Origin of the sequence: Burkholderia sp. 9777_1386 (assembly GCF_015712265.1) — a bacterium.
GTDB classification, from domain to species: domain Bacteria; phylum Pseudomonadota; class Gammaproteobacteria; order Burkholderiales; family Burkholderiaceae; genus Burkholderia; species Burkholderia cenocepacia.
The window spans coordinates 1-23154 of the sequence record NZ_JACCQB010000065.1 but is presented as its reverse complement, the minus strand read 5'-3'; the positions used below and the strand labels follow the sequence as shown (position 1 = coordinate 23154).

The window sequence follows — 23154 nt, the reverse complement described above, 5'->3', positions numbered from 1 at the left end:
GGGCGGATCTCCGTGTCGAGGGCGCGAGGAGTCAAGCGGGCGTCAACCACAGTGTCGCGAGCGGTGGCAGGCGCAAGGTCGCCGACCACGCCTCGCCGTGCGCGGGCACGGCTTCGGCCCACACGGCGCCGTCGTTGCCGGCGTTGGTGCCGCCGTACGACGCGGCATCGGTGTTCATCAGTTCGCGCCACTGGCCGGGCGCGGGCAGCCCGAGGCGGTAGCCACTGCGCGGCACGGGCGTGAAGTTGCAGACGGCGACGACCAGGCGCCCCGCATCGTCGCGGCGCGCGAACGCGAACACGCTGTTGTCGCGATCGTCGCCGATCAGCCAGGAGAAGCCGGCCGCGTGACAGTCGAGCGCATGCAGCGCCGGCTCGGCCGCGTACGCGCGGTTGAGATCGCGCACGAGCCGCTGCACGCCGCGATGCGCGGGCGCGTCGAGCAAGTCCCAGTGCGGCGTCGCATCGTGCGCGAACTCGCTCCACTGCGCGAATTCGCTGCCCATGAACAGCAGCTTCTTGCCGGGGTGGGCCCACATGAAGCCGAAATACGCGCGCAGCGTCGCGAGCCGCTGCCACGCGTCGCCCGGCATCTTCGCGACGAGCGAGCCCTTGCCGTGCACGACCTCGTCGTGCGACAGCGGCAGCACGAAGCGTTCGGAGAACGCGTACACGAGCCCGAACGTCATCCGGTCGTGGTGATAGCGGCGATGGATCGGGTCTTCGTGCAGGTACGCGAGCGTGTCGTGCATCCAGCCCATGTTCCACTTGAAGTCGAAGCCGAGCCCGCCGTCGCCGGTCGGCGCGGTGACGCCCGGCCACGCGGTCGATTCCTCCGCGACGGTGACGACGCCGGCCGGTGCGGCGTCACCGTGCAGCGTGTCGTTCAGCCGGCGCAGGAACGCGACCGATTCGAGGTTCTCGCGGCCGCCGTACACGTTCGGCACCCATTCGCCTTCCTTGCGCGAATAGTCGCGATACAGCATCGACGCGACCGCGTCGACGCGGATGCCGTCGACGTGATAGCGGCGCGCCCACGCGAGCGCGGAGGCGACGAGGAACGCGCTGACCTCGGTGCGCCCGACGTTGAACACGCAGGTGTTCCAGTCGGGGTGCATGCCCTCGCGCGGATCGGCGTGCTCGTACAGCGCGCTGCCGTCGAATTGCGCGAGCCCGTGCGCGTCGTTCGGAAAATGCGCGGGCACCCAGTCGACGAGCACGCCGATGCCGGCCGCGTGCGCGCGGTCGACGAACCGCGCGAAGCCGTCGACCGGCCCGAAGCGCGCGGACGGCGCGAACTGCGCGAGCGGCTGGTAGCCCCACGAGCCGCCGAACGGGTATTCCGCGATCGGCATGAACTCGACGTGCGTGAAGCCCATCCCCTTCACGTACGGAATCAGCCGCTCGGCGAGTTCGTCCCACGTCGCGCTGCGGTCCATCTGCTCGGGGATGCGCTGCCACGATTCCGGATGGACCTCGTAGATCGACCACGGCACGCGGTAGCGGTCGACGCGCGGCCGCGCATGCATCCAGCCGTCGTCGTGCCATGCGAACGCGTGGAGCGCAGCAACGTCGGCGACCACCGACGCCGTGCGCGGCGGCGCCTCGGTCGCCCGTGCGCACGGATCGGCCTTGTGCGGCAGCACGCGCCCGTCGGCCGCGCACAGCTCGTACTTGTAGCGCTCGCCCGGGCCGATACCCGGCACGAACAGCTCCCACACGCCGGACGGCCGCCGCAGCCGCATCGGATGGCGGCGGCCGTCCCATGCGTTGAAATCGCCGACCACCGACACGCGCTGCGCGTTCGGCGCCCACACCGCGAACCGCACGCCGTCGGTGTCGTCGATGCACACCGGCGTCGCGCCGAGGCAGTCGAGCACGGCTTCGGGATCGCCGGCCGAAAAACGCGCCAGCGCTGCTTCGTCGAGCAGCGTGCCGAACGCGTACGCATCGTCGGTCACCTGATGCGCATCCGGCCAGTCGATCGAGAGCAGATAGTGCGGCGTGCCGCCATTGTGCGCAATGGTCCCCGCGAAGCAGCCGGCGCGATCGACGCACGCGAGCGTGCCGAGTTCGGCGCCGTCCGGCGACAGCGCGCGCACGCGCTCGGCGCCGGGCAGCAGCGCCCGCACGACGATCCGGTCATCCTGTTCGTGCGGGCCGAGGCACGCGAACGGGTCGGGATGGCGGCCGGCGAGCAGCGCGTCGATGTCGGCGCGCGCGAACAACGTGTCGGTCATGGGTTTCCTCCGTCGTCGGGCAGCACGCCGTCGCCGAGCAGGCGGTCGACCAGCGCCGCGAGCCCGCCGACCGGCACGCTCAGCCAGTCGGGCCGGTTCGCGGCTTCGTAGCACAGCTCGTACGACGCCTTGTCGATCAGGAACAGCGCGAGCAGGCGGTCCGCATAGTGCGGATCGACGAAGCGCGCGGGCGCGAGGTCGGCCGCCGCGCGATAGCATTCGACGAAGCGGTCGGCGGCCGCCTGCCCGAAGCGGTCGAACAGCGCGCGCTTGCGGCCGGCGGCCTGCGGCGGCGCTTTTTCGATCGCGAACTGCGCGGTCGCGCTCACGTACGACAGCGAGCGCAGCAAGCCGGCCACGTCGCGCAGCGGATGCGATTTCGCGCGACGCCGCTCGAGCGGGCGCGCCGGTTCGCCTTCGAAGTCGATCAGCAGCGCGTCGCCCTGCACGTCGAGCACCTGGCCCAGATGAAAATCGCCGTGAATCCGCGTGCATTGCGCATCGAGCGTGCGCGGCACGAGTTCACCGAGCGCCTGCACGGCCGCGTCGCGCGACGCGAGCAGCGCATCGGCCGACGCGCGGGTGGTCGGATCGAGCGCGTCGAGCCGCGTGCGCAGCACGTCGAGCGCGCGCTCGAACGACGCGATCGCATCGACGCACCAGCTGTCGACGTGTTCGGGCGTCGCGCGCTCCGGCGCGAACGCGGGATCGTCGGACGGCTGCGCGAGCGCGACGTGCAACTGGCCGAGCCGCGTGCCAATGATGCCCGCGAACGCCGCATAGCCGAGCAGCGCATCGGGTTCCTCGCCCGTTTCGGCCGCCTCGCCTTCGTCCGCGGCCGGCAGCGCGAGCTCGTCGATCGCGCGGCGCAGGAAATCGAACGAACGCGTCCATGCGTCGCCCTGGTTGTCGACATAGCGCTGCAGGATCGCGACCGTGTGCGGCGTGCCGTCCGGATCGACGTGCACGACCTCGCCGGCCAGCGTCGCGGTGTTCGCATAGCCGATGCGCGTCAGGTGCCGGCTCATTTCCGCTTCCGGGTGAATGCCGTGCGCGACCTTGCGCACCAGTTTCAGCACGATCGTGTCGCCGATCACGAGCGAGCTGTTGCTCTGCTCGGCCGCGAGCCAGCGCACTTCCGCGTCGTCGCCCGGGTCGAGCCCGGCGAGCGCGTTTTCCGGCAGAAAGGTGAGCCGGCCGCCGTCGGACGTGAGCACCGTCGCGCCGACGCGCAGCTTGCGCAGCATCCCGCGCGCGAACGCCGGCAGCGCGAACGCGTCGGTCAGGTAGCCGACCGTATGGCCGCGCCGCACGCGCGCCAGCGCGAGCTGCGTGAACAGCGGATTGGACGTCTCGCCGCCCCACGCGGCCGCGAGCGGCACGACGTAGCGTTCTGCGCCGCCGTCGCTCGCCGACACCCACGCCTCCGCGTACTGGAACGGCTCGTCCGGAATCGGCGTGACGACGTTCAGCCACGCGTCGCCGATCTTGCGATCCTTCGACGCGAACCAGCGCCGCCGCGCGAGCCACGACGCGAGCGCGTCGTGCGCGAGCGCGTGCAGCTGCGAGACGTCCGGCCGCGTATCGCCGCGCCGCATCACCAGCGTCACGTATTCGGGCAGCGGCTCTGCGTGCGGCTGCCGCCACGACGGCTCGCGGCCGTGCTCGGCGAGCACGAACCACAGGAACCCGTACGGCGGGAAGGTGAGGAGATACGGGAGCTGGCCGATCGGCGGAAACGGCGAATCGGACGTCATCTCGATCGGCACGCGGCCCGCGAATTCGGACAGGTCGAGTTCCACCGCCTGCGACGCGCGCGACAGGTTCGCGACGCACAGCACCGGCTCGTGGCCGTCGAGTTCGCGCAGGTACGCGAGTACCTTGCGGTTCTCCGGGCGCAGGAAGCGGATCGTGCCGCGCCCGAACGCCTGCGACGCGCGGCGCGTCGCGAGAATGCGGCGCGTCCAGTTCAGCAGCGAATGCGGATCGCGCGTCTGCGCCTCGACGTTGATCGCGTCATAGCCGTACAGCGAGCCCATCACCGGCGGCAGCACGAGCAGTTCGGGGTCGGCGCGCGAGAAGCCGCCGTTGCGGTCCGACGACCACTGCATCGGCGTGCGCACGCCGTCGCGGTCGCCGAGGTGGATGTTGTCGCCCATCCCGAGCTCGTCGCCGTAATAGATCACCGGCGTGCCCGGCATCGACAGCAGCAGCGAATTGATCAGCTCGATGCGGCGCCGGTCGCGCTCCATCAGCGGCGCGAGCCGGCGCCGGATCCCGAGGTTCAGCCGCGCGCGCCGGTCGCTCGCGTAGGTCTGCCACAGCAGGTCGCGCTCCGAATCGGTGACCATCTCGAGCGTCAGCTCGTCGTGATTGCGCAGGAACACGGCCCACTGGTTGCTCGGCGCGAGCGCCGGGGTCTGCCGCATGATGTCGACGATCGGGAAGCGATCCTCGCTCGCGATCGACATGTAGATGCGCGGCATCAGCGGGAAGTGGAACGCCATGTGGCATTCGTCCTCGTTGCCGAAGTATTCCTGCACGTCTTCCGGCCACTGGTTCGCCTCCGCGAGCAGCATCCGGTTCGGGTACTCGGCGTCGATCGTCGCGCGGATCCGCTTCAGGATCGCGTGCGTCTCCGGCAGGTTCTCGTTGTTGGTGCCTTCGCGCTCGACCAGGTACGGCACCGCGTCGAGCCGCAGCCCGTCGATGCCGAGGTCGAGCCAGAAGCGCATCACCTGGATCACTTCGCGCACGACGGCCGGGTTGTCGAAGTTCAGGTCGGGCTGGTGCGAATAGAAGCGGTGCCAGTAATACTGGCCGGCCACCGGGTCGTGGGTCCAGTTCGACGTTTCGGTATCCAGAAAGATGATCCGCGTGCCCGCGTATTTCGTGTCGGTGTCGGACCACACGTAGTAGTCGCGATGCGTGGAGCCCGGCTTCGCGCGGCGCGCGCGCTGGAACCACGGATGCTGGTCCGACGTGTGGTTGATCACGAGTTCGGCGATCACGCGGATGCCGCGCGCATGCGCTTCGCGGATGAAGCGCCGCACGTCGGCCAGCGTGCCGTAGTCGGGATGCACGTCGCGATAGTCGGCGATGTCGTAGCCGTCGTCGCGGCGCGGCGACGGATAGAACGGCAGCAGCCAGATCGTGTCGACGCCGAGTTCGGCGATGTAGTCGAGTTTCGCGATCAGGCCGGGGAAATCGCCGATGCCGTCGTTGTTCGAGTCGTAGAACGACTTCACGTGCACCTGGTAGATGATCGCGTCCTTGTACCACAGCGGATCGTCCGCACAGAGCGCGGGTTCGCGGCGGCGCGCGCGGCGCCGGCGCGGCGTGCCGGCCGGCGCGAGCGACGGAAACTGCGCGCGCCGCACGTCGTCGAGGGAATCTTCGCGTTTCATCATGCATGCGCTCCCGAAGGGCCGCGGGCGGGATCCGGTTCGGGCGTCGCCGCCCGCGCGGCGCCCGGAGACGGCGCGAGCCGCCAGATTGCGTACGGCCGCACGTGCGGATCGAGCGAGACGTACTGGCGATGGCCGCGCCAGGTTTCCGCGTGCGCGGCGTCCTGTTCGAGCGCATCGAGCGGTTCGCCGTCGACCAGCCCGAGGCCGCGCCACAGCGCCGCGTCGAGCGTGAAGTTCGCGGCCTGCGGATGCCACGGGTCGAGGCTGATCGCGACGACCACCACGCTGTCGAACGCGGGCGTCGCCTTCATGAACACGAGCACCGAATCGTTGTCCGCCTCGACGAACGTGAGCCCGAGATGCGTCTGCAGCGCCGGGTGATCGCGCCGCGCGCGGTTCAGCCGCGCGATTTCCGCGCCGATGTGCGCGGCCTTGCTCCAGTCGCGCGCGCGCAGCTCGTATTTCTCGGCATCCGCGTATTCCTCGCTGTCCGGCAGCGGCGCCGATTCGCCGAGCTCGAAACCCGAGTACAGGCCCCACGAGCCGGCCAGCGTCGCCGCGAGCGCCGCGCGGATCACGAACTGCGAGCGCGGCGCGTTCTGCAGGTGGCGCGGATTGATGTCGGGCGTGTTGACGAAGAAGTTCGGCTGGAAGAATTCGCGCGGCGGGCCGGCCGTCAGCTCGGTCAGGTAGTCGATGAAGTCGCGCTTCGACTCGCGCCACGTGAAGTACGTGTACGACTGCGAGAAGCCGACTTTCGCGAGGCGATACATCATCGCCGGCCGCGTAAACGCCTCGGACAGGAACACGACGTCCGGATGCCGGCCGCGCACGTCGGCGATCATCCACGCCCAGAACGGCAGCGGCTTCGTGTGCGGGTTGTCGACGCGGAAGATCCGCACGCCGGCGTCGACCCAGAACAGCACCGCGTCGCGCAGCGCGAGCCACAGGTCGGGCAGCGCGTCCGGCGCGTAGAAATCGGGGTTCACGATATCCTGGTAGCGCTTCGGCGGATTCTCCGCGAAGCGCAGCGAGCCATCGGGCCGCCACGCGAACCAGCCCGGATGCGCGGCGAGCCACGGATGGTCGGGCGAGCACTGGATCGCGAAATCGAGCGCGATCTCGAGCCCGTGCCCGCGCGCGGCGTCGACCAGCGCGCGGAACGACTCGAGCGTGCCGAGCTGCGGATGCACGGCCGTGTGGCCGCCGTCGGGTGAGCCGATCGCGTACGGGCTGCCGACATCGTCGGGGCCGGCGGTCAGGCTGTTGTTGCGGCCCTTGCGCGCGGACGTGCCGATCGGGTGGATCGGCGGGAAATACAGCACGTCGAAACCCATGTCGCGGATGCGCGGCAAATGCGCGATCACGTCGTCGAACGTGCCGTGCCGGTGCGGATCGTCGCTCGCCGAGCGCGGAAACATCTCGTACCAGCTCGAGAAGCGCGCCTTGCGGCGTTCGACGTCGACCGGGTAGGTCGTCGCGTCGTGCGTGACGAACGGGCGGTAGCGCAGCGCCGCGAACGCGTCGGCGAGCGCGGGCGCGCCGATCAGCGCGAGGCGGTCGTCGGGCGACGCGTCCTTGAGCTCGGCGGCGAGCCGTTCCATCTGCTTGAGCGCGCGCGGATCGGCGGGATCGGCGAGCTTCAGCGCGGTCGCGAGCAGCAGTTGCGCTTCGCGCACCTCCAGCGTCACGTCCTGGCCGGCCGCGCGCTTTTTCGCGATGTCGGTGACGAGCGACGCCCAGTCGTCGCGCCATGCGATCACGCGGAATTCATGGCGGCCGAGCTGGTCGAGCATGACGCGCGCGTGCCAGCGATCGTTCGGCTCGGCTTCGAACGGCACTTCGCGCCAGGTGTCGTCGCCATCGCCGCGCCACTGGAGCACGGCTGCCAGGTGCGCGTGCCCGTCCGTGAAGATCGAGGCGCTCACGACGAGCGGCTCGCCGATCACGCGCTTGATCGCGAAGCGGCCGCCGTCGACCGATGGCTCGACGCGCTCGATCGCGATCCGGTCGGCCGCGAGCGCCGCGGACAGCACGGTGCGCTCGCGTGCAGCGTCCGCGCGCGTCGTGACGGGCGGCGCTCGCCATGCATGCAGCAGCGCATATGCGCCGGGCGCGAGCGTGAACGGTTCGAGCGCGGCCGGCGGATGCGTGTGCGCGCCGTCCTGCGTGACGACGCGCGTAAAGCCGCCCGGCACGCCGGGCAGGATCGTCGCGGGGTCGACGGTCGCCGGCGCGTCGAGATCGGGATTCAACGCGATCAGCAACGCCGCGTCGTCGTGGTCGAGCAACGGGCCGGTGCCGCGCAGCAGCGCGGTTGCCGGCGCGCCGGGCGCGCTCAGTTGCACGATTTCGCCGCGTGCCGCCGCGACGGGCGTGGCGCGGCGCCATGCGTTCGCATCGGCGAGCGCGCCCGACAGATCGAAACGGGCGTGCTCGAATGCGGCGCGGTAGCGCGCGGCATCCGCGTCGCGCGCCATCAGCGGGACCGTCACGCCGCGCTCGAAGCCCATCGGCACGAGCCAGCCGGTGCCGACGGCCGCGGCCGTCCACAGCGCGCGGCGATACGCGCGGGCGACGGTGTCGTCCGGCGCGTCGGGCCAGTCGTCGGCCAGGCGCGGGCCGTCGGGCGCATCGGGAAACGCGATCGGCGCGCCGATGCGCCGCAGCAGCCGGTGCTCGTCCGCGAACCACGGCGCGCGCAGGTCCCACCAGCGCACCGATGAAAACACCGCGTCGAATCCGGCGGCTTCGAGCTGCGCGAGCGCGTCGCGCGCATGGCCGGGCACCCCGGCGAGCACCGCGACGTCCGGGCGCGCACGGCGCAGCGCCGCGCGCCAGCCCGGCCACCAGTCGGCCGGCAGATGATGCGGTGCGTCGATCAGGAAGCCGGCCGCGCCCGCATCGGCGAACGTCGCGAGATGCGTGCACCACCACGCGGACAGCGCGTCGCGCACCGCTTCGTCGCCGGCGTTTGCATGCGCGATGTCCAGCGCGTGCGCGGTGCCGCGCGGATCGATCAGCGCGTCGTCGTGCGTGCGCTCGACGTACCAGTCCGGATGCTCGGCGCGCAGCGGGTTCTCGCGCGCGATGCGATCGGGCACGACTTCGAGCAGCAGGCGCAGCCCGTGGCCTTTCGCGAGCTGCGCGAGCCGCGAGAAGGTTTCGAGCGCGCTTGCGCGCGTGTCGAACGACTGGGCCGGCCGCCGGAAATCGGCCACGTGGCGAGGAAAGCCGGCGACGCTCGCGGCCCAGAACGCGCCGACCAGCACGTGATCGAAGCCCATCCCGGCGATATGCGCGAAGGTTTGCGGCCATGCATCGAGCGGCCCGACGAGGCGGGCGTCGCAGAAGTAGAGGTGCGGAGCGAACGGTGGTGTGGAGTCCATGGCGTGGCGCGGGCGGGTGGCGGCGAGCGGTAACGCCGGTGCGTCGCAACCTGCGTGCCTGCTGCCGGATAGCCTGCGGAGCACGGTGTGTGCGGGAGGCCGGCTTGAAGGGGCTGCCGTTTTTACATGATTGCCGGGCACGCGCTTGCACTTACATGCGCGGAATCGACCGAATATCCGAACTGTCGCCCGTCGCCGGATCGTCGTCCGAAGTAGGAATCGGCACACCCGGGTCATACCGCACCACCGCGCCATGTTCGATCCGGTGCGGGAACGACGGCGGCGCGTCCACCTCGTCGCCGAAGCGCGCACGCACGAACGCGCGCAGCAGCGCCACGCGCGCATCGCGGCCATGCGCGCCGCACGTCGACGGGCCGTCGACGAAGGTCGCGTCGCATTCGACGTCGTTCCCATGGCGGGCGATCCGCAGATCCTCCACGCGATCGAGCACCGCGCCCGCGTCGGCCCACGACGCCGAAGGCGCGAACGGCGCGTCGAGATGCCGGAACGCGTCGCACGCGGCCGTCACGACGACGGTCGGCGCGACCGCCGTGAAGCGCAGCGTGTCTTCGTCATCGGCGCACAACGCGCGGGCGCACCAGTAATCGAGATCCTTTCCGTCGAGGGCATCGGTTCGCATGGGCTGACTCCGTCGGATCGAAAAACGCCTCACCGCGCAAGCGCCGTGCCCGTCGCGGGCGTCGCGCGCATCCGGGCCACCAGCGGATAGTGGTCCGACGCGTGCCGGGCCCGCGCGCTGCGGTGCACGACCACGTCGACCAGCAGCTCGCCCGGATGGATCCAGATCCGGTCCAGCGAGAACACCGGGCACACGGTCGGGAACGTGCGCGGCGCCGGCGCGCGCCGGAATCGCGTGACGAGCGCCTGCAGCGCGCGGCCGCGCACGAACCACTCATTGATGTCGCCGAGCAGGATCACCGGCATCGCGCCGGTGTCGAACGCCGCGAGCAGCCGCTGCACCTGCGCGCTGCGTTCGCTGGCGGACAGCCCGAGATGGGTCGCGACCACGCGGATCGTGCCCGCGCCGCAGTCGATGTCGGCGTCGAGCGCGCCACGCGGCTCGCGCGGGTGGAACGACAGGTCGAGCGTGCGCGCCGCGCGGATCGGGCAGCGCGACAGCACCGCGTTGCCGTAGCGGCGCTCCGGCGTGTCGATCGTCGGGCCGGCCACCGCGTGCATGCCGGTCGCGTCGCGCAAATGCGCGAGCACGTCGGGCGCGCGCGTGCCGCCGAGCGGCACTTCCTGCAGCGCGATCACGTCCGCGTCGAGTTCGTCGATCACGGCCGCGATCCGGTCGACCGCGCGCGCCGGCCACGCACCGTAGCCGCCGTGGATGTTGTAGGTCGCGATCCGCAGGTCGCGCCCGCCCGGCGCGGCGGCGGGCGCCGCGTCGGCGGTGACGACGTGCGGTGGCGGGGCCGCGTGTTCGCTCAGCGCCATCGTCGCAGCATCCTCACGAGCAGGATCGACACGCCGACCAGCACGAGGCCGATCGCCGCGAGCCATGCGAACGCGCCGGGCCCCGGATGGCTGAGCGCGGCGGTCAGCTGGTGCGCGAACGTGACGGTCAGCACGATGCCCGGCAGCATCCCGAGCGCGGTGCCGATCAGGAAGTCGCGCAGCCCGATGTGCGACGCGCCGGCGACGAGGTTCACGACGGTGAATGGAGCGATCGGCAGCAGCCGCAGCACGGCCATCGCGACCACGCCGCGCCGGCCGATGCGCTCGCTCAGCCGGTTCGCGCGCGGGCCGGCGAGCCGGCGCACCGCGTCGCGCCCGAGCCAGCGGCCGAGCGCGTAGGTCGCGGCGGCCGCTGCCATCGAGCCGATGCCTGCATACGCGAAACCCGGCCACGCGCCGAACACGAGCCCCGTCGCGGCGATCAGCAGCGTGATCGGCACCGCGCAGGTCGCCGCGATCACGTAGGCCGCGAGCAGGAGCACCGGCGCGGCCGGCAGCCGCGCGATGCCGGCCACCGCGTGCGACAGCGATGCGACGTTCAGGTGCGCACCCAGCGGCGTGAAGCGCCACGCGAGCGCCAGCGCGGCGATCGCGAGCACGATCGCACCGAGCACGAAAAAGCGCGCGGTGAGCGTGCGATGCTGTTCGTGCGGCACGAATTCGCGGATGAACCGGTCCGGTTCGATCGGCTGTTCCGGGTCGAGCCGCGCGCTGACCGGCACCAGCGCTTCGAATTGCGGCGACACGGCCGGATCGAGCGTGCGCAGCGTGCGGCCGGGTTTCGCGCGCAGCCGGTCGAGCACGACGTTCGGCCGTTCCCCGCACGCGAACGCGTCGGCCACCGCCGCGGGCGTCGTGCCGAGATGCTCGGCCAGCAGCCGCTCGCGCATGGCGGCGATCGCGGCGCGAATGCGGGGATCGCCGGCCGCGACGAGCGCGATGCAGCATTCGGTGTCGAGCAGCATCGAGCGGTTGTTCAGGTTCGCGCTGCCGATCACGATGCATTCGTCGTCGACGATCGCGACCTTGCTGTGCACGTTCACGCACCCGTCGCCGAGCCCGTCGACGTGCGGATACAGCAGCCGGTAGCGGTCGAAGCGGTCGGCCGACGCGAGCGTCGCGTGCAGCCGCGCGCGCAGCACGCCCATCGTCGCTTCCTGCAGCCAGCCGCTCTGCACGCGCGGCGCGACGACCGTCACGTCCGGCCCGTGCGTGTCGGCGAGGCGCGCGGACAACGCTTCGCGCACCACCGCGGCGGTGAAATACTGGTTTTCGACATACAGGTGCCGCCGCGCGGCGCGGATCGCGTCCTCGACGAGCGCGCGCACCTGCCGCACCGGCTCGCGGCCGCCGTGACGCGGCGCCGTATAAGCGATGCCGAGCTGCACGTCGCGCACGTCGACGCGCGCATCGGGCGGCCACGGATCGTCGTCGTCCGCGCGGTCGAGATGCCGCTGCGCGCGGATCGCGATCGGGCGCCCGCACGCCTGCAGCCAGCGCGCTCGCGCCTGCTCGCCGATCGCGGCGGCGGCGTCGCCGTCGAACATCGCGTGCACGTCGTGGAACGGCCCGTACGGCATGCCGTGCTCGTCGCGGCGGCGCGGATCGTCGGCCGCATGCGCGGGTGTGTCCCAGCGGGCGCGCGTCAGGTCGAGCCCGCCGACGAACGCGAGCCGGTCGTCGATCACGACGAGCTTCTGGTGATGCGACGCGCCGCGCGGGTGCGCATCGTCGAGCCGGAACCGGATGCCGCGATGCGCGCGCCAGCCGGCCCGATACACGGGCGGCCAGTCGCGCTCCAGCGCGTAGATCATCGCGAAGTCCCACGCGAGCACGTAGATGCGCAGATTGTGGCGGGCGGACGCGAGCGCGTGCAGGAAGGCCGCGAGCGTGTCGGGCAGCGTGTCGTCGGCGCCGCCGGGCGCGAGCCGCATCCGGCTGTCCACGTCCCAGCCGACGATGAACACCGTGTGGCGCGCGCGCAGCAGCGCGGCGCGCAGCGTCGAGAAGTACGCATCGCCGTCGACCAGCATCGCGAAGCGGTCCGCGCCGCGGATCGTGTCGCAGTTGCGCCCGCGTTCGAGCAGGCCGTGCCGCGGCGGGCCGGCCGCCGGCGCGGCGTCGAGCCGGCCGTCGTCGGCGCGGGTCGCGCGATCCGGCACGATCATCGGGCGCCGACGTCCCGGCCGCCGTCGATCCGCTGCAGCAGCGCGTCGCAGCGCGCGCGCAGCGCCCGCAGTTCCGGCGAATGCGCGTCGAGCCGCACGCGTTCGCCGCTGTGCGGATCGCCGTGCGCGATCGCGATCTCGTAGATCTCCTGTGCGATCGTCGCCGACGCGTGTGCGATCCTGATCCGGTCGAGCCAGTCGCATTCGGCGTGCTGGCACGCGAGCCACGCGCGCAACGCGCCGACCAGCTGGCTGGTCGTGAGCCAGGCGCCGCTGCGCATGCGCGCGGCCAGCTGGCTCGTCACGAGATAGGAGAGCAGGTCGGTCTGGGTCACACGAGGCTCCTTGACGAGGTGTCGGGTTGACAGGTCCGTACGCACGCGATGCGTTGCAGCGTTTCGCAGATCGCCGCAAATTCCGGCCCGCTCGTGCGCGAGAACGAGACGGAGATGTCGTCGGTATCCGGATCGTCGTCCGACTGCTGGACGATGAACCGCTTCACGCGCACGCGGCCGGGGCCGAGCGCTTCGTGCAGCGTGCCGAGCGTCAGGCCGCCGCGCTCGGCCACGAGCAGCAGCGTGCGCTGCTGGCGCTGCGCGATGAAGCGGCGCTCGAGCGGCTTCACGCCGGCGAGGATCACGAGCATGATCGCCGTCGCGCCGATCGACGCGACCACCATCCCGCCGCCCGCGGCAAGCCCGACGCCGGCCACGGCCCACAGGCTCGCGGCCGTCGTCAGCCCGCGCACCACTTCGCCGCGCAGCAGGATCGAGCCCGCGCCGAGAAAGCCGATGCCGGACACCACCTGCGCGGCGACCCGCGACGGATCGAGCACGACGCCGTTTTGCCCGCGCACGTCCTCGAAGCCGAACGTCGACACCAGCATCACGAGCGCGGAGCCGACGCACACGAGCATGTGCGTGCGCAGCCCGGCGGCCCAGTTCAGGCGCTCGCGTTCGAGCCCGATCACGCTGCCGAGCAGCGCGGCCAGCAGCAGGCGTCCGAGTAGTTCGATGTGGCTGATCATGATGTGCATCCCTTCCGGCGCCGCGTGGTGCGGCGCGGTAGCGGTTCGATGCGGAAATGGGACGCAAGCCCCGTGCCGGCCGGGCACGGCGCGTGCGCGCAAGGCCCGCGGCGTGTGCGCCGTGCATGCGGCGCGCATTTTTTGCATCGCCATCGCAGATAAGACAGGAGGCCACCGTGCCACATCAACAGGACGCACAGGTTCGGGACCCGTATCGCGGGTACGAGATTCTCGTCTGGGCGCGACCCAACGAGCGGGGCGCATGGCGCGACGAGGTGCAGGTGTACGTCGACGGCGCGCGCATCGAGTTGTATGTGCCGGAGGCCGCCGGCCCCGAATGGTTGACCGAGGTCGAGGCGCTGCGCGCGGGCGTCGAGCGCGGCCGCTATCTGATCGACAAGCGCGTGGACGACGACTGACCGGCATGGCGCTTGCGGCGCCGTGTGCCGCGACAGCACTTGCGCAGCACCCCGTGAACCCATGCCGGCCCGCGCCGGGAGGAATCGATGAGCGATCCGCGCACCCTGCATATCTACCGCTACGACCCCGATCGCGACACGGCGCCTTACATGCAGCGCTTCGAGATCGACGTGAACCCGGACGACCGCATGCTGCTCGACGTGCTCGGCCGCGTGAAACGCGACGACGAGACGCTGTCGTACCGGCGCTCCTGCCGTGAAGGCATCTGCGGGTCGGATGCGATGAACATCAACGGCAAGAACGGCCTCGCGTGCCTGACCAACATGCAGACGCTGCCGCGCGAGATCGTGCTGCGGCCGTTGCCGGGGCTGCCGGTGGTGCGCGACCTGATCGTCGACATGACCGACTTCTTCAACCAGTACCACTCGATCCGGCCATACCTGATCAACGACACGACGCCGCCCGAGCGCGAACGGCTGCAGTCGCCGGACGAGCGCGACCAGCTCGACGGGCTGTACGAATGCATCCTGTGCGCGTGTTGTTCGACGTCGTGTCCGAGCTACTGGTGGAACCCGGACAAGTTCGTCGGTCCGGCCGGGCTGCTGCAGGCGTACCGCTTCATCGCCGATTCGCGCGATCTCGCGACGGCCGAGCGGCTCGACAATCTCGAGGATCCGTACCGGCTGTTCCGCTGCCGGACGATCATGAACTGCACGGACGTGTGCCCGAAGGGGCTGAATCCGACCAAGGCGATTTCGGAGATCCGGACGATGCTGGTCAGGCGGACGGTGTAGCGCCTACGGCCGCGCCGCCACCTCGTCCAGATGCCACAGCAGGTCGGCCGGATCGTCGTACACGCGCAGCGCGCCGGCGCGTTCCAGTTCGTCGCTGCCATACCCGCCCGCCAGCAGCCCGACGCCGAGCGCGCGGCAGCGGCTCGCCGCGAGCATGTCCCAGATACTGTCGCCGACCACCACCGTATGCTCGATCGGCACGTTCAGCTTCGCGGCGGCGGTCAGGAACAGGTCCGGGTCCGGCTTCGCGTACTTCACCTGATCGCGCGTGACGACGACGTTCTTCGCCGGATCGACGCCGAGCGCCTCGAGATTGATGGCGGCCGTTTCCATCCGCCCGCTGGTCGCGATCGCCCAGCGAATGCCGGCATTCGACAGCGCGGCCAGCAGTTCGCGCGCGCCCGGCAGCGGCCGGACCTGCGCGCGCAGCCGCTGATACGCGGCCGCATGCAGCCGCGCGAGCCGCTCGACGCGTTCGGCGTCGATGTCGCCGGCCGTCTCGCGCAGCAGCTGGTTCAGGAACAGGCCGCCGCTCATCCCGATCTTGCGGTGGATGCGCCACACGGACAGTTCGATACCTTCGGCATCGAGTGCTTCCTTCCACGCGAGCACGTGCTGATAGACGCTGTCGACGAGCGTGCCGTCGAGATCGAACAGAAATGACGTTTCAATGCGCATGTAATCCTCCTGGCCCGATGATGGTCGGGCAAATCGCCCGCAAGCATGCCCTGTCGACACATTATCGGCGCTGAGCCGTGTCATCGCCATGTCGCGTTGCCGCGCCGGGCGGTGGCGCGCCATTCGCCGCTGGTACAATCGCGGCGATGTGCCGGGCGGGGCCGGGCTTTCCGCGCCACGCCGCGCCCGCGCCGTACGCGCCCCCAACCCTCGTCTCGTCGAATCCACGCATGGCAACACCGGACGCCGTCAGTTCCAGGCAATCGTGGTGGGGCGTCCTGGCCCTGGCCCTCACTGCCTTCATCTTCAACACCACCGAATTCGTGCCCGTCGCGCTGTTGAGCGCGATCGGCGACAGCCTGCAGATGCAGCCGACCGCGGTCGGCCTGATGCTGACGATCTACGCGTGGGCCGTCGCGGTCGTGTCGTTGCCGCTGACGTTCGTCACGCGGCACGTCGAGCGCCGCAAGTTGTTGAGCGTCGCGCTGCTGGTGTTCGTCGGCAGCCACGTCGTGACCGGCGTCGCGTGGAATTTCACGGTGCTGATGATCGGCCGGCTCGGCATCGCGTGCGCGCATGCGGTGTTCTGGTCGATTTCGGTCCCGCTCGCCGTGCGGCTCGCGCCGAGCGACCGCAAAAGCCGCGCGCTCAGCCTGCTCGCGATGGGCTCGGCGATCGCGATGGTGGCCGGGATTCCGCTCGGCCGCGTGATCGGCGAGGCGTTCGGCTGGCGCGTCACGTTCCTGATCATCGCGGGGGCGGCGGGCGTCGCGCTGCTGTTGCTGCGTGCCACGCTGCCGTCGCTGCCGAGCCAGGGCGCGGGCTCGCTGAGCAGCATCGGCGTGTTCCTGCGCAAGCCGGCGCTGGTCGCGCTGTACGCGATCACCGTGCTCGTCGTGTCCGCGCACTTCACGTCGTACACGTACATCGAACCGTTCGTGCAGAGCGTCAACCATGCGAGCAGCAGCCGGATCACCTACGTGCTGATCCTGTTCGGCGTCGCCGGCCTGCCGGCCGCGGTCTGCTTCAATCGCGTCTATCCGCACCGGCCCGACGATTTCCTGCTGGCGTCGATCGTCGCGCTGTCGGGCTGCCTGCTGATCCTGTTTCCGTGCGCGCTGAACATCGTCACGCTGTCCGTGCACACGCTGGTGTGGGGCGGCGCGATCGTCTGTTTCGGGCTCGCGATGCAGGCGTGGGTGCTGAAGCTGGCGCCGGAGGCGACCGACCTGGCCGTGTCGATCTACTCCGGGCTGTACAACGTCGGGATCGGCGCCGGCGCGCTGCTCGGCAACCATATCGCGGGCGATTTCGGGCTGCCGTGGATCGGCACTTTCGGCGGCGTGGTCGCGATCTTCGCGGCCGGGATCGCGTGGGCCGCGTTGCGGCTGCACGCGAAACGGGAAGCCGCGGTCGCGGCCCCCGCGCCCTGAAGCCGCCGCGCGGCTCGCGCCCGATGGATCACGCGACCGAGTAGCCGCCGTCGGCCACCAGCGCGTGCCCCGACACATAGCTGGAATCGTCCGACGCGAGGAACGCGACGACCGTCGCCATCTCGTCGGCCGACGCCCAGCGGCCGGCCGGCGTCGATTCGGCGAAGGCGAGCCGTGCGTCCTCCGACGGCCAGATGCCGCGATGATGGAACGGCGTATCGATCAGCCCCGGGCACAGCGCGTTGACGCGCACGCCCCGTTTGAACCATTCGATCGACGCCGTCTTCGTCATCCCGATCACCGCGTGCTTGCTCGCGATATACACCGACGCGTTCTCGAAGCCGATGACGCCGCCCATCGACGCATTGTTGATGATGCTGCCCTTGCCCTGACGCAGCATGATTTCAGCGGCGAACCTCATTGAATTGAAGACCCCGCGCACGTTCGGCTCGAATACGCGGTCGTAGCTTTCCGCGTCCTGCTCGAGCATCGGTGCGAACACGCCTTCCGTGCCCGCATTGTTGAACGCGATGTCGAGGCGTCCGTGGGTCGACTCCGTGAAATCGAACAACTGGCGGAGCTCGGCTTCGTTCGCGACATCCGCGGCAAAGGCTGTTGCGTTGCCGCCGGCGGTCGCGATCTCGTCGACCAGCCGATCGAGCTCGGCCTTGCGCCGGGCGGACACGACGACCTTCGCGCCGCGGCGCGCGAGTTCGAGCGCCGACGCGCGGCCGATGCCGGAACTGGCGCCCGTCACCAGCGCGATGCGGCCTTCGAGTGGGGCGGCGTGCTTGCTTGCGTTCATGATGCGTTTCTCCGTGGTGGTTGACCCGTTGCGTCGAAGCGACGTCTGATGCGCATTGTGGTCGCTCGGCGGCGACAAAAAAATGGAACAATGGCGCATTTAGAATTCCTTTTTGAGGAATTAAAATCGCTTTTTCGCGAGCATCATAAAGGCTTCCCATGCTCAATCGCCTCGACATCCTGAAGATCTTTGCCGCGGCTGCCACCGCGCCGACGTTTCGCGAGGCGGCCGCGCGGCTCGGCGTGTCGCCGCAGGTCGTCACGCGCGCGGTGCGCGAGCTGGAGGAAATGCTCGGCGAAACGCTGTTTCACCGGACGACCCGCAGCATCCGGATCACCGCGTTCGGGCAGTCGTTCGCGCGCGAGGTGCAGGGCGCGCTGGCCGTCGTCGACGGGCTGTTCGGGCCGGCGACCGGTCAGCGCGACGAACCGGTCGGCGTCGTCCGGATCACCGCGCCGTCGGGCATGGGGCGGCACTACGTGCAGCCGATCCTCACCGGCCTCATGCAGCGGTATCCGGGGCTCGTGCCCGATCTGCGGCTGTCGGACGTGCCGTCGCCGGTGGTCGACGAGCAGATCGACATCGGCGTGCGCGTCGGCGCGATCGGCGACAACCGCTTCGTCGCGCGCATGGTCGGGCCGTTGCCGATGTGGGTGGTGGCCGCGCCGGCGCTGATCCGGCGGCTGGGCGAGCCGAAAAACCGCAAGGCGCTCGAAGCGATGCCGGTGACCTGCCTGATCGACCGCGCGAGCGGGCGCCCGTGGCCGTGGATGTTTCGCGGCGAACAGCAGTTCGTGCCGCCTTCGCCGGCTTACCTGACCGACGACACCGAGGTGGAGATCGAGGCCGTGTGCGCGGGCGTCGGGGTCGGCCAGTGCGCGGAGTATCTGGTGCGGCCGTACGTCAGGAAGGGGCGCCTCGTGCGGGTGTTGCCGAGCCTCGAACCCGAGCCGTGGAAGCTGCACGTCTATCGGCCGCGGCGCGGCCCGATGCCCAGGCGTATCCGGGTGGTGTACGACGAACTGGTGGCGAAGCTCGCGGACGCGACGTGGCGGGAGTAGGCGTGGTCGCCGCCGTGCCGTCGGCCGACACGCTGCGGCAGCGTCCTGGTGCCGACGCACCCGCATTCGATGATCGCAGTCGGCGAGTTCGGGCGACCGTGGATCGGCTCCTTCGGCGGCGTGGTCGGTGCGTTGTCGGCCGGGCTCGCGCGGCCAGCTTTGCAGTTGCATGAGCGGCGGGCGTGGCTTGGCGCCATCGCCAGCCACACGGCCCGCTATCGCGAACCGTCAATGCGACCCGTCGTACCCGATTCCCGCCGCATCGAGCTGCCTGAGCTTCGCATACAGTGTCGTGCGGGAAATGCCGAGCTGCCGCGCGGCCGCCGACACGTTGCCGTCGTGCTCGGCGAGCGTCCGCCGGATCGCGTCGAGCGACTGTTCGTGCAGGCTCGCCTGAGGGCCCGCGGCCGATGCGGTGCGGCACACGTCGGCGGCGTCTTCCAGCACGTCGGCGTGGCGCGCCGTCGTCGCCCGGTCGAGCGGTGCACGCACGGTGCGCACCCATACATGGCTACCATCGTCGCGTGCGATCCGCTGCGGCGTGCGCGCCGGTGTCAGCAAGCGGCGCTGCTGCGCGGGCGTCGCGCCGGGAAACAGTTGCCGAAGATCGTACGGGGCCACCGGGCCGGCCGGCGCGAGGTCGAGCATCTGGCGCGCCAGGCGGCTCACCGCGCGCACGCGGCCCGCTTCGTCGAGCGCGATGACGCCGGCGAGCGGCGTGCCGAGCCAGCGCGCGTCATGCTGGACCTGCAGCAGATGGCAGTCACGCAACATCGCGTAGAGCCGCTGCTCGGCGGACAGCGCCGCGTGCCGGAACTGTTCGCGCAACTGCACGACGTTGCGCCGGCCGACGCCGGTGATGTCGAGCGCGCCGATCACTTCACCGTCGAATCCCACCAGCGGCACCGCGAGGCAGAACACCCGCGACAACTCGTGGAGATAATGCTGCGCGCCCGCGACGATGGCCTCGGCGCCGTCGTGGATCACGCAGCTCGGCGCGGTCGTGCCGACGTTCGGCTCGACGATCCGGCGTCCGGCGACGATCGGTGTCAGCAGCGCGTCGTCGCATTGCGGGCTGCGCCGCGCATGGACGATCGTGCCGTGCGGATTGACGCACATGATCGTCCATTCGGTGCCGCCGAATGCGGCCCACAGCGGCTCGATCTCCTGCGCGACGCAGCGGGCGAGCCGCCGGTCCGCGCGCGATTCGTCGCGCTCGCGCTGCATTTCATAGCGGGCGGTTTGCCAGGGCCGCAGCCCGGCGTCGCGCGAGCGCAGCCACGAGCGTGCGACGCTGGCCGGCAACGCCGTTTCCGGCAGCGGCTCGCCCGCGGCGAAGCGGGCGCGGAGCCGGTCGAGGTCGACCGGCCGTGCAGGGGATTCAGGGGCCATGTTCACGCTGCGCTCCATGTGAGGTCGAATGGTCGGGCCGGGCGTGCCGGCCCGGCGTGTCGCGCGAATGCGTAATATAGCCCGCTGCCCGAAGCCGGGCATTTTCGTGCCCGGCAAGGTCGCCCGCCGCGTGGCGCCGCCCGGCATCGGCGGACGGCCCGCGGCGCCCCGCGCCTAGTGCGGCAACCGCAGGATCGGCTTGAGCGTGATGCCTTTGCTGCTGTCCTCGGCGGCCTGGTTGATCTGCTCGAGCGAATAGAACTTCACCAGCCGGTCGAACGGAAACCGGCCCTGCAGGTGCAGTTGGACGAGCTGCGGAATGAACGTCTGCGGCACGCTGTCGCCTTCGACGATGCCGCGGATCGTGTGGCCGCCGAGCAGCAGGCTGTTTACGTCGAATTCGGCCCTGGTGCCGAGCTTCGGCGCGCCGACCACGCCCATCGTCCCGCGCGAGCCCAGCGCGTCGATTCCTTGCGACAGCACGGCCGGCAGCCCGGTCGATTCGAGCGCGTAGTCGACGCCGCCGCCGGTGATCTCGCGGATCGCGTCGACGACGTCGACTTCCCGGCTGTTGAGCGCGTGCGTCGCGCCGAGTTCGAGCGCCAGCGCGAGCCGCGACGGCACGATGTCGACGGCGATGATCGTGGTGGCGCCCGCGATGCGCGCGGCCATCACGGCGCTCATGCCGACCGCGCCCGCGCCGAAGCTCGCGAAGCTGCTGCCGGTGCGCACCGCGAGCGAATTGATCACCGCGCCCGCGCCGGTCTGGATCCCGCAGCCGAGCGGGCCGAGCAGCTCGAGCGGTGCTTCCTTCGGCACCTTGATCGCGTTGTTCTCGCGGGCGAGCGCGTAGCTCGCGAACGACGACTGCGCGAAGAAATGATCGTGCAGCGGTTGGCCGGATGCGTCACGAAGCGCGGTTTGCCCGTCGGCGTCGGCGCCGCCGAAGTTCAGCGCGAAGAACTGCCGGCAATACGCGCCGTGACCGCCGACGCACGACGTGCAGTGGCCGCACGCGCCATAGGTCAGCACGACGTGGTCGCCCGCGGCGAGCGTCTTCACGTTCGGGCCGACCGCCTCGACCACGCCGGCGCCTTCGTGACCGAGCACGGCCGGCAGCGGCACCGGATAGTACTGGTCGCGCACGATCAGGTCGGTATGGCACAAGCCGGTCGCGACGACGCGCACCAGCACCTCGTCGCCGCGCGGCGCGCGGATCCGGGCGGATTCGATCGAGAACGGCGCGCCGGCGGTGCGCGCGACGGCCGCGGTGACGGCGCGTGTATCGTTTTCGGTGTACATGGTCGGTCTCCTCGTCAAATCGGATACGGCGGCGCTTCGCCCTTGATCGTCAGCCACTGCCACTGCGTGAATTCCTCCCAGTTTGCCGCACCGCCGATGCTCGAGCCATTGCCCGATGCGCCGACGCCGCCGAACGGGTTGATCACTTCGTCGTTGACCGTCTGGTCGTTGATGTGCAGCAGCCCCGTGTTCAAGCGCTCGCCGATCCGCAGCGCGCGGCCGACGTCGGCGGACAGGATCGCCATCGACAGCCCGTATTCGGTCCGGTTCGCGAGCGCGATCGCGTCCTCGTCGGTATCGAACGGCACGACGATCGCGACCGGCCCGAAGATTTCCTCGTCGAACGCCGGATTGCCCGGCGCGACGCCGCTCAGCACGGTCGGCTCGAAGAACAGGTCGCGATGATTGCCGCCCGTCTCGACGCGTGCGCCCGCGCGGCGGGCCGCATCGACCACGCTCGCCGCATGGTCGCGTTGCGCGGCGTTGATCAGCGGGCCGAGGCCGACGTCGCCGGTGGCCGGGTCGCCGACGCGCAGGCTGCGCGCTTTCTCGACGAGCTTCGCGACGAAGCGGTCGTGAATCGCGCGCTGCACGAGCACGCGGCCGGTCGCCATGCAGATCTGGCCTTGATGCAGATACGCGCCCCATGCGGTGTTGGCGACCGCGCGGTCGAGGTCGGCATCGTCGAGCACGATCAGCGAATTCTTGCCGCCGAGTTCGAGCGACACCTTCTTCAGATGGCGGCCCGCCGCTTCGCCGACCTTGCGCCCGGCCGCGGTGGAGCCGGTGAACTGGATCATCGCGACGTGTGGATCGGCGACCAGTGCCGCGCCGGCCGCGCCGTCCCCGGGCAGCATGTGCAGCACGCCTTCGGGCAAGCCGGCAAGCTCGAACACGCGCGCGATCGCGACGCCACCGCACACGGCGGTGCGCGGATCGGGCTTCAGCACGACCGCATTGCCGAGTGCGAGCGCCGGCGCGACGGCGCGCATCGCGAGGTACAGCGGGAAGTTGAACGGCGAGATCACGCCGACCACGCCGCGCGGACGGCGGCGCGCGAGCGACAGGCGGCCGGCCGCGGACGGGAGCACTTCGCCGGCTGCGCGTGATGGCAGGCTGGCGGCTTCGTGCAGTGCCTTGATGGTGATGGCGGTTTCGAAGGAAGCTTTTGCGCGGGTCGAGCCGCTTTCGCGCACGAGCCAGTCGACGATCGCGTCGGCGTGCGTTTCGGCGATGGCTGCGGCGCGGCGCAGGACGGCTGCGCGCTCGTCGTAGGGGAGGGCGAACCACGCGGGCTGGGCGCGGTGGGCGGTCGCTGATGCTTCGCCGATGGCTGCGGCGTCGGCGACGCCGATGCGGCCGAGCGCGTTGCCGGTCGCCGGTTCGATTACGTCGGCCGCGTGCGGGCTCGCGTGCCAGCTTCCGTTGAAGATCTTGCCGCGCCAGATGTCGGTGTCGAACAGTGCGGGGGTGTTGCTATCCATTTGCGCTCCTGGGGAAATTCGGATCGGCCGGATCGGCGTTGGTTGGCGCCGATCGGCATGCGCGCGAGGG

17 protein-coding genes are annotated in these 23154 nt (G+C 70.6%); 4 read left to right on the top strand and 13 right to left on the bottom strand.

What is annotated here, in order from left to right; genetic code table 11:
* Window positions 1-31: 31 nt before the first annotated feature.
* The 8 genes from glgB to H0X91_RS30675 all read right to left on the bottom strand — a co-directional run bounded on the left by glgB (window position 32) and on the right by H0X91_RS30675 (window position 13715).
* The gene (gene glgB / locus H0X91_RS30710; protein ID WP_196433614.1) at window positions 32-2239 is read right to left on the bottom strand and encodes a 1,4-alpha-glucan branching protein GlgB; all 2208 of its coding nucleotides are present in this window, start codon (window positions 2237-2239) and stop codon (window positions 32-34) included.
* A complete protein-coding gene (gene treS, locus H0X91_RS30705) occupies window positions 2236-5646 on the bottom strand; it encodes a maltose alpha-D-glucosyltransferase (RefSeq protein WP_034204035.1) in 3411 nt (1136 codons plus the stop codon). Before treS ends, glgB begins: the two co-directional genes overlap by 4 nt.
* On the bottom strand, window positions 5646-9038 hold the full coding sequence (locus H0X91_RS30700) for a maltotransferase domain-containing protein (RefSeq protein WP_196433613.1): 3393 nt from the start codon (window positions 9036-9038) through the stop codon (window positions 5646-5648). The genes treS and H0X91_RS30700 overlap by 1 nt, the downstream gene beginning before the upstream one ends.
* Before the next feature lie 151 nt (window positions 9039-9189).
* On the bottom strand, window positions 9190-9678 hold the full coding sequence (locus H0X91_RS30695; protein ID WP_034203618.1) for a phage protein NinX family protein: 489 nt from the start codon (window positions 9676-9678) through the stop codon (window positions 9190-9192).
* A gap of 29 nt (window positions 9679-9707) precedes the next feature.
* Window positions 9708-10499, bottom strand: coding sequence for an endonuclease/exonuclease/phosphatase family protein (locus H0X91_RS30690; RefSeq protein ID WP_006498305.1), 792 nt, complete (start codon window positions 10497-10499; stop codon window positions 9708-9710).
* Window positions 10490-12688, bottom strand: a complete 2199-nt coding sequence (locus tag H0X91_RS30685; protein ID WP_059722895.1) for a VTT domain-containing protein — start codon at window positions 12686-12688, stop codon at window positions 10490-10492. The genes H0X91_RS30690 and H0X91_RS30685 overlap by 10 nt, the downstream gene beginning before the upstream one ends.
* Window positions 12685-13023, bottom strand: a complete 339-nt coding sequence (locus H0X91_RS30680; protein WP_196433612.1) for a hypothetical protein — start codon at window positions 13021-13023, stop codon at window positions 12685-12687. The genes H0X91_RS30685 and H0X91_RS30680 overlap by 4 nt, the downstream gene beginning before the upstream one ends.
* Window positions 13020-13715, bottom strand: coding sequence for an MgtC/SapB family protein (locus H0X91_RS30675; RefSeq protein WP_034204034.1), 696 nt, complete (start codon window positions 13713-13715; stop codon window positions 13020-13022). The genes H0X91_RS30680 and H0X91_RS30675 overlap by 4 nt, the downstream gene beginning before the upstream one ends.
* A 176-nt stretch (window positions 13716-13891) precedes the next feature.
* On the opposite strand from H0X91_RS30675, the gene H0X91_RS30670 reads away from it, so the two are divergent.
* Complete coding sequence (locus tag H0X91_RS30670) at window positions 13892-14134, top strand: DUF6566 family protein (protein ID WP_006498301.1); 243 nt, start codon at window positions 13892-13894, stop codon at window positions 14132-14134.
* An 87-nt stretch (window positions 14135-14221) separates the two neighbouring features.
* Complete coding sequence (locus H0X91_RS30665) at window positions 14222-14929, top strand: succinate dehydrogenase/fumarate reductase iron-sulfur subunit (protein ID WP_006498300.1); 708 nt, start codon at window positions 14222-14224, stop codon at window positions 14927-14929.
* Window positions 14930-14932: 3 nt separating this feature from the next.
* Here H0X91_RS30665 and H0X91_RS30660 read toward each other — a convergent pair whose 3' ends face one another.
* Window positions 14933-15607 (bottom strand): HAD family hydrolase, encoded by a 675-nt coding sequence (locus H0X91_RS30660; RefSeq protein WP_006498299.1) that lies wholly within the window; start codon window positions 15605-15607, stop codon window positions 14933-14935.
* A 230-nt stretch (window positions 15608-15837) separates the two neighbouring features.
* Here H0X91_RS30660 and H0X91_RS30655 point away from each other — a divergent pair, with 230 nt between their 5' ends.
* A complete protein-coding gene (locus H0X91_RS30655) occupies window positions 15838-17040 on the top strand; it encodes a sugar transporter (protein WP_034203614.1) in 1203 nt (400 codons plus the stop codon).
* A gap of 28 nt (window positions 17041-17068) precedes the next feature.
* On the opposite strand, the gene H0X91_RS30650 is transcribed toward H0X91_RS30655, so the two are convergent.
* Window positions 17069-17845: an SDR family NAD(P)-dependent oxidoreductase gene (locus H0X91_RS30650; protein ID WP_077176132.1), complete on the bottom strand. Its 777-nt coding sequence runs from the start codon at window positions 17843-17845 to the stop codon at window positions 17069-17071.
* 158 nt (window positions 17846-18003) lie between these two features.
* Here H0X91_RS30650 and H0X91_RS30645 point away from each other — a divergent pair, with 158 nt between their 5' ends.
* Window positions 18004-18906, top strand: coding sequence for a LysR family transcriptional regulator (locus H0X91_RS30645; protein WP_048987154.1), 903 nt, complete (start codon window positions 18004-18006; stop codon window positions 18904-18906).
* 228 nt (window positions 18907-19134) lie between these two features.
* Here H0X91_RS30645 and H0X91_RS30640 read toward each other — a convergent pair whose 3' ends face one another.
* Genes H0X91_RS30640 through H0X91_RS30630 form a run of 3 tightly spaced genes read right to left on the bottom strand, consistent with a single transcriptional unit; the run spans window position 19135 to window position 23084 of the window.
* Window positions 19135-20415, bottom strand: coding sequence for a helix-turn-helix domain-containing protein (locus tag H0X91_RS30640; RefSeq protein ID WP_230205492.1), 1281 nt, complete (start codon window positions 20413-20415; stop codon window positions 19135-19137).
* 57 nt (window positions 20416-20472) lie between these two features.
* Complete coding sequence (locus H0X91_RS30635; protein ID WP_080331984.1) at window positions 20473-21600, bottom strand: NAD(P)-dependent alcohol dehydrogenase; 1128 nt, start codon at window positions 21598-21600, stop codon at window positions 20473-20475.
* Between the two features lie 14 nt (window positions 21601-21614).
* The gene (locus H0X91_RS30630) at window positions 21615-23084 is read right to left on the bottom strand and encodes a benzaldehyde dehydrogenase (protein WP_163126016.1); all 1470 of its coding nucleotides are present in this window, start codon (window positions 23082-23084) and stop codon (window positions 21615-21617) included.
* Between the last annotated feature and the right edge of the window lie 70 nt (window positions 23085-23154).

Coding starts and splice junctions, on each gene's coding strand:
- treS (WP_034204035.1), bottom strand. CDS start 5,646: ATGAAACGCGAAGATTCCCTCGACGACGTGCGGCGCGCGCAGTTTCCG.
- H0X91_RS30665 (WP_006498300.1), top strand. CDS start 14,222: ATGAGCGATCCGCGCACCCTGCATATCTACCGCTACGACCCCGATCGC.
- H0X91_RS30635 (WP_080331984.1), bottom strand. CDS start 21,600: ATGTACACCGAAAACGATACACGCGCCGTCACCGCGGCCGTCGCGCGC.
- H0X91_RS30650 (WP_077176132.1), bottom strand. CDS start 17,845: ATGAACGCAAGCAAGCACGCCGCCCCACTCGAAGGCCGCATCGCGCTG.
- H0X91_RS30675 (WP_034204034.1), bottom strand. CDS start 13,715: ATGATCAGCCACATCGAACTACTCGGACGCCTGCTGCTGGCCGCGCTG.
- H0X91_RS30660 (WP_006498299.1), bottom strand. CDS start 15,607: ATGCGCATTGAAACGTCATTTCTGTTCGATCTCGACGGCACGCTCGTC.
- H0X91_RS30685 (WP_059722895.1), bottom strand. CDS start 12,688: ATGATCGTGCCGGATCGCGCGACCCGCGCCGACGACGGCCGGCTCGAC.
- glgB (WP_196433614.1), bottom strand. CDS start 2,239: ATGACCGACACGTTGTTCGCGCGCGCCGACATCGACGCGCTGCTCGCC.
- H0X91_RS30655 (WP_034203614.1), top strand. CDS start 15,838: ATGGCAACACCGGACGCCGTCAGTTCCAGGCAATCGTGGTGGGGCGTC.
- H0X91_RS30690 (WP_006498305.1), bottom strand. CDS start 10,499: ATGGCGCTGAGCGAACACGCGGCCCCGCCACCGCACGTCGTCACCGCC.
- H0X91_RS30700 (WP_196433613.1), bottom strand. CDS start 9,038: ATGGACTCCACACCACCGTTCGCTCCGCACCTCTACTTCTGCGACGCC.
- H0X91_RS30695 (WP_034203618.1), bottom strand. CDS start 9,678: ATGCGAACCGATGCCCTCGACGGAAAGGATCTCGATTACTGGTGCGCC.
- H0X91_RS30645 (WP_048987154.1), top strand. CDS start 18,004: ATGCTCAATCGCCTCGACATCCTGAAGATCTTTGCCGCGGCTGCCACC.
- H0X91_RS30630 (WP_163126016.1), bottom strand. CDS start 23,084: ATGGATAGCAACACCCCCGCACTGTTCGACACCGACATCTGGCGCGGC.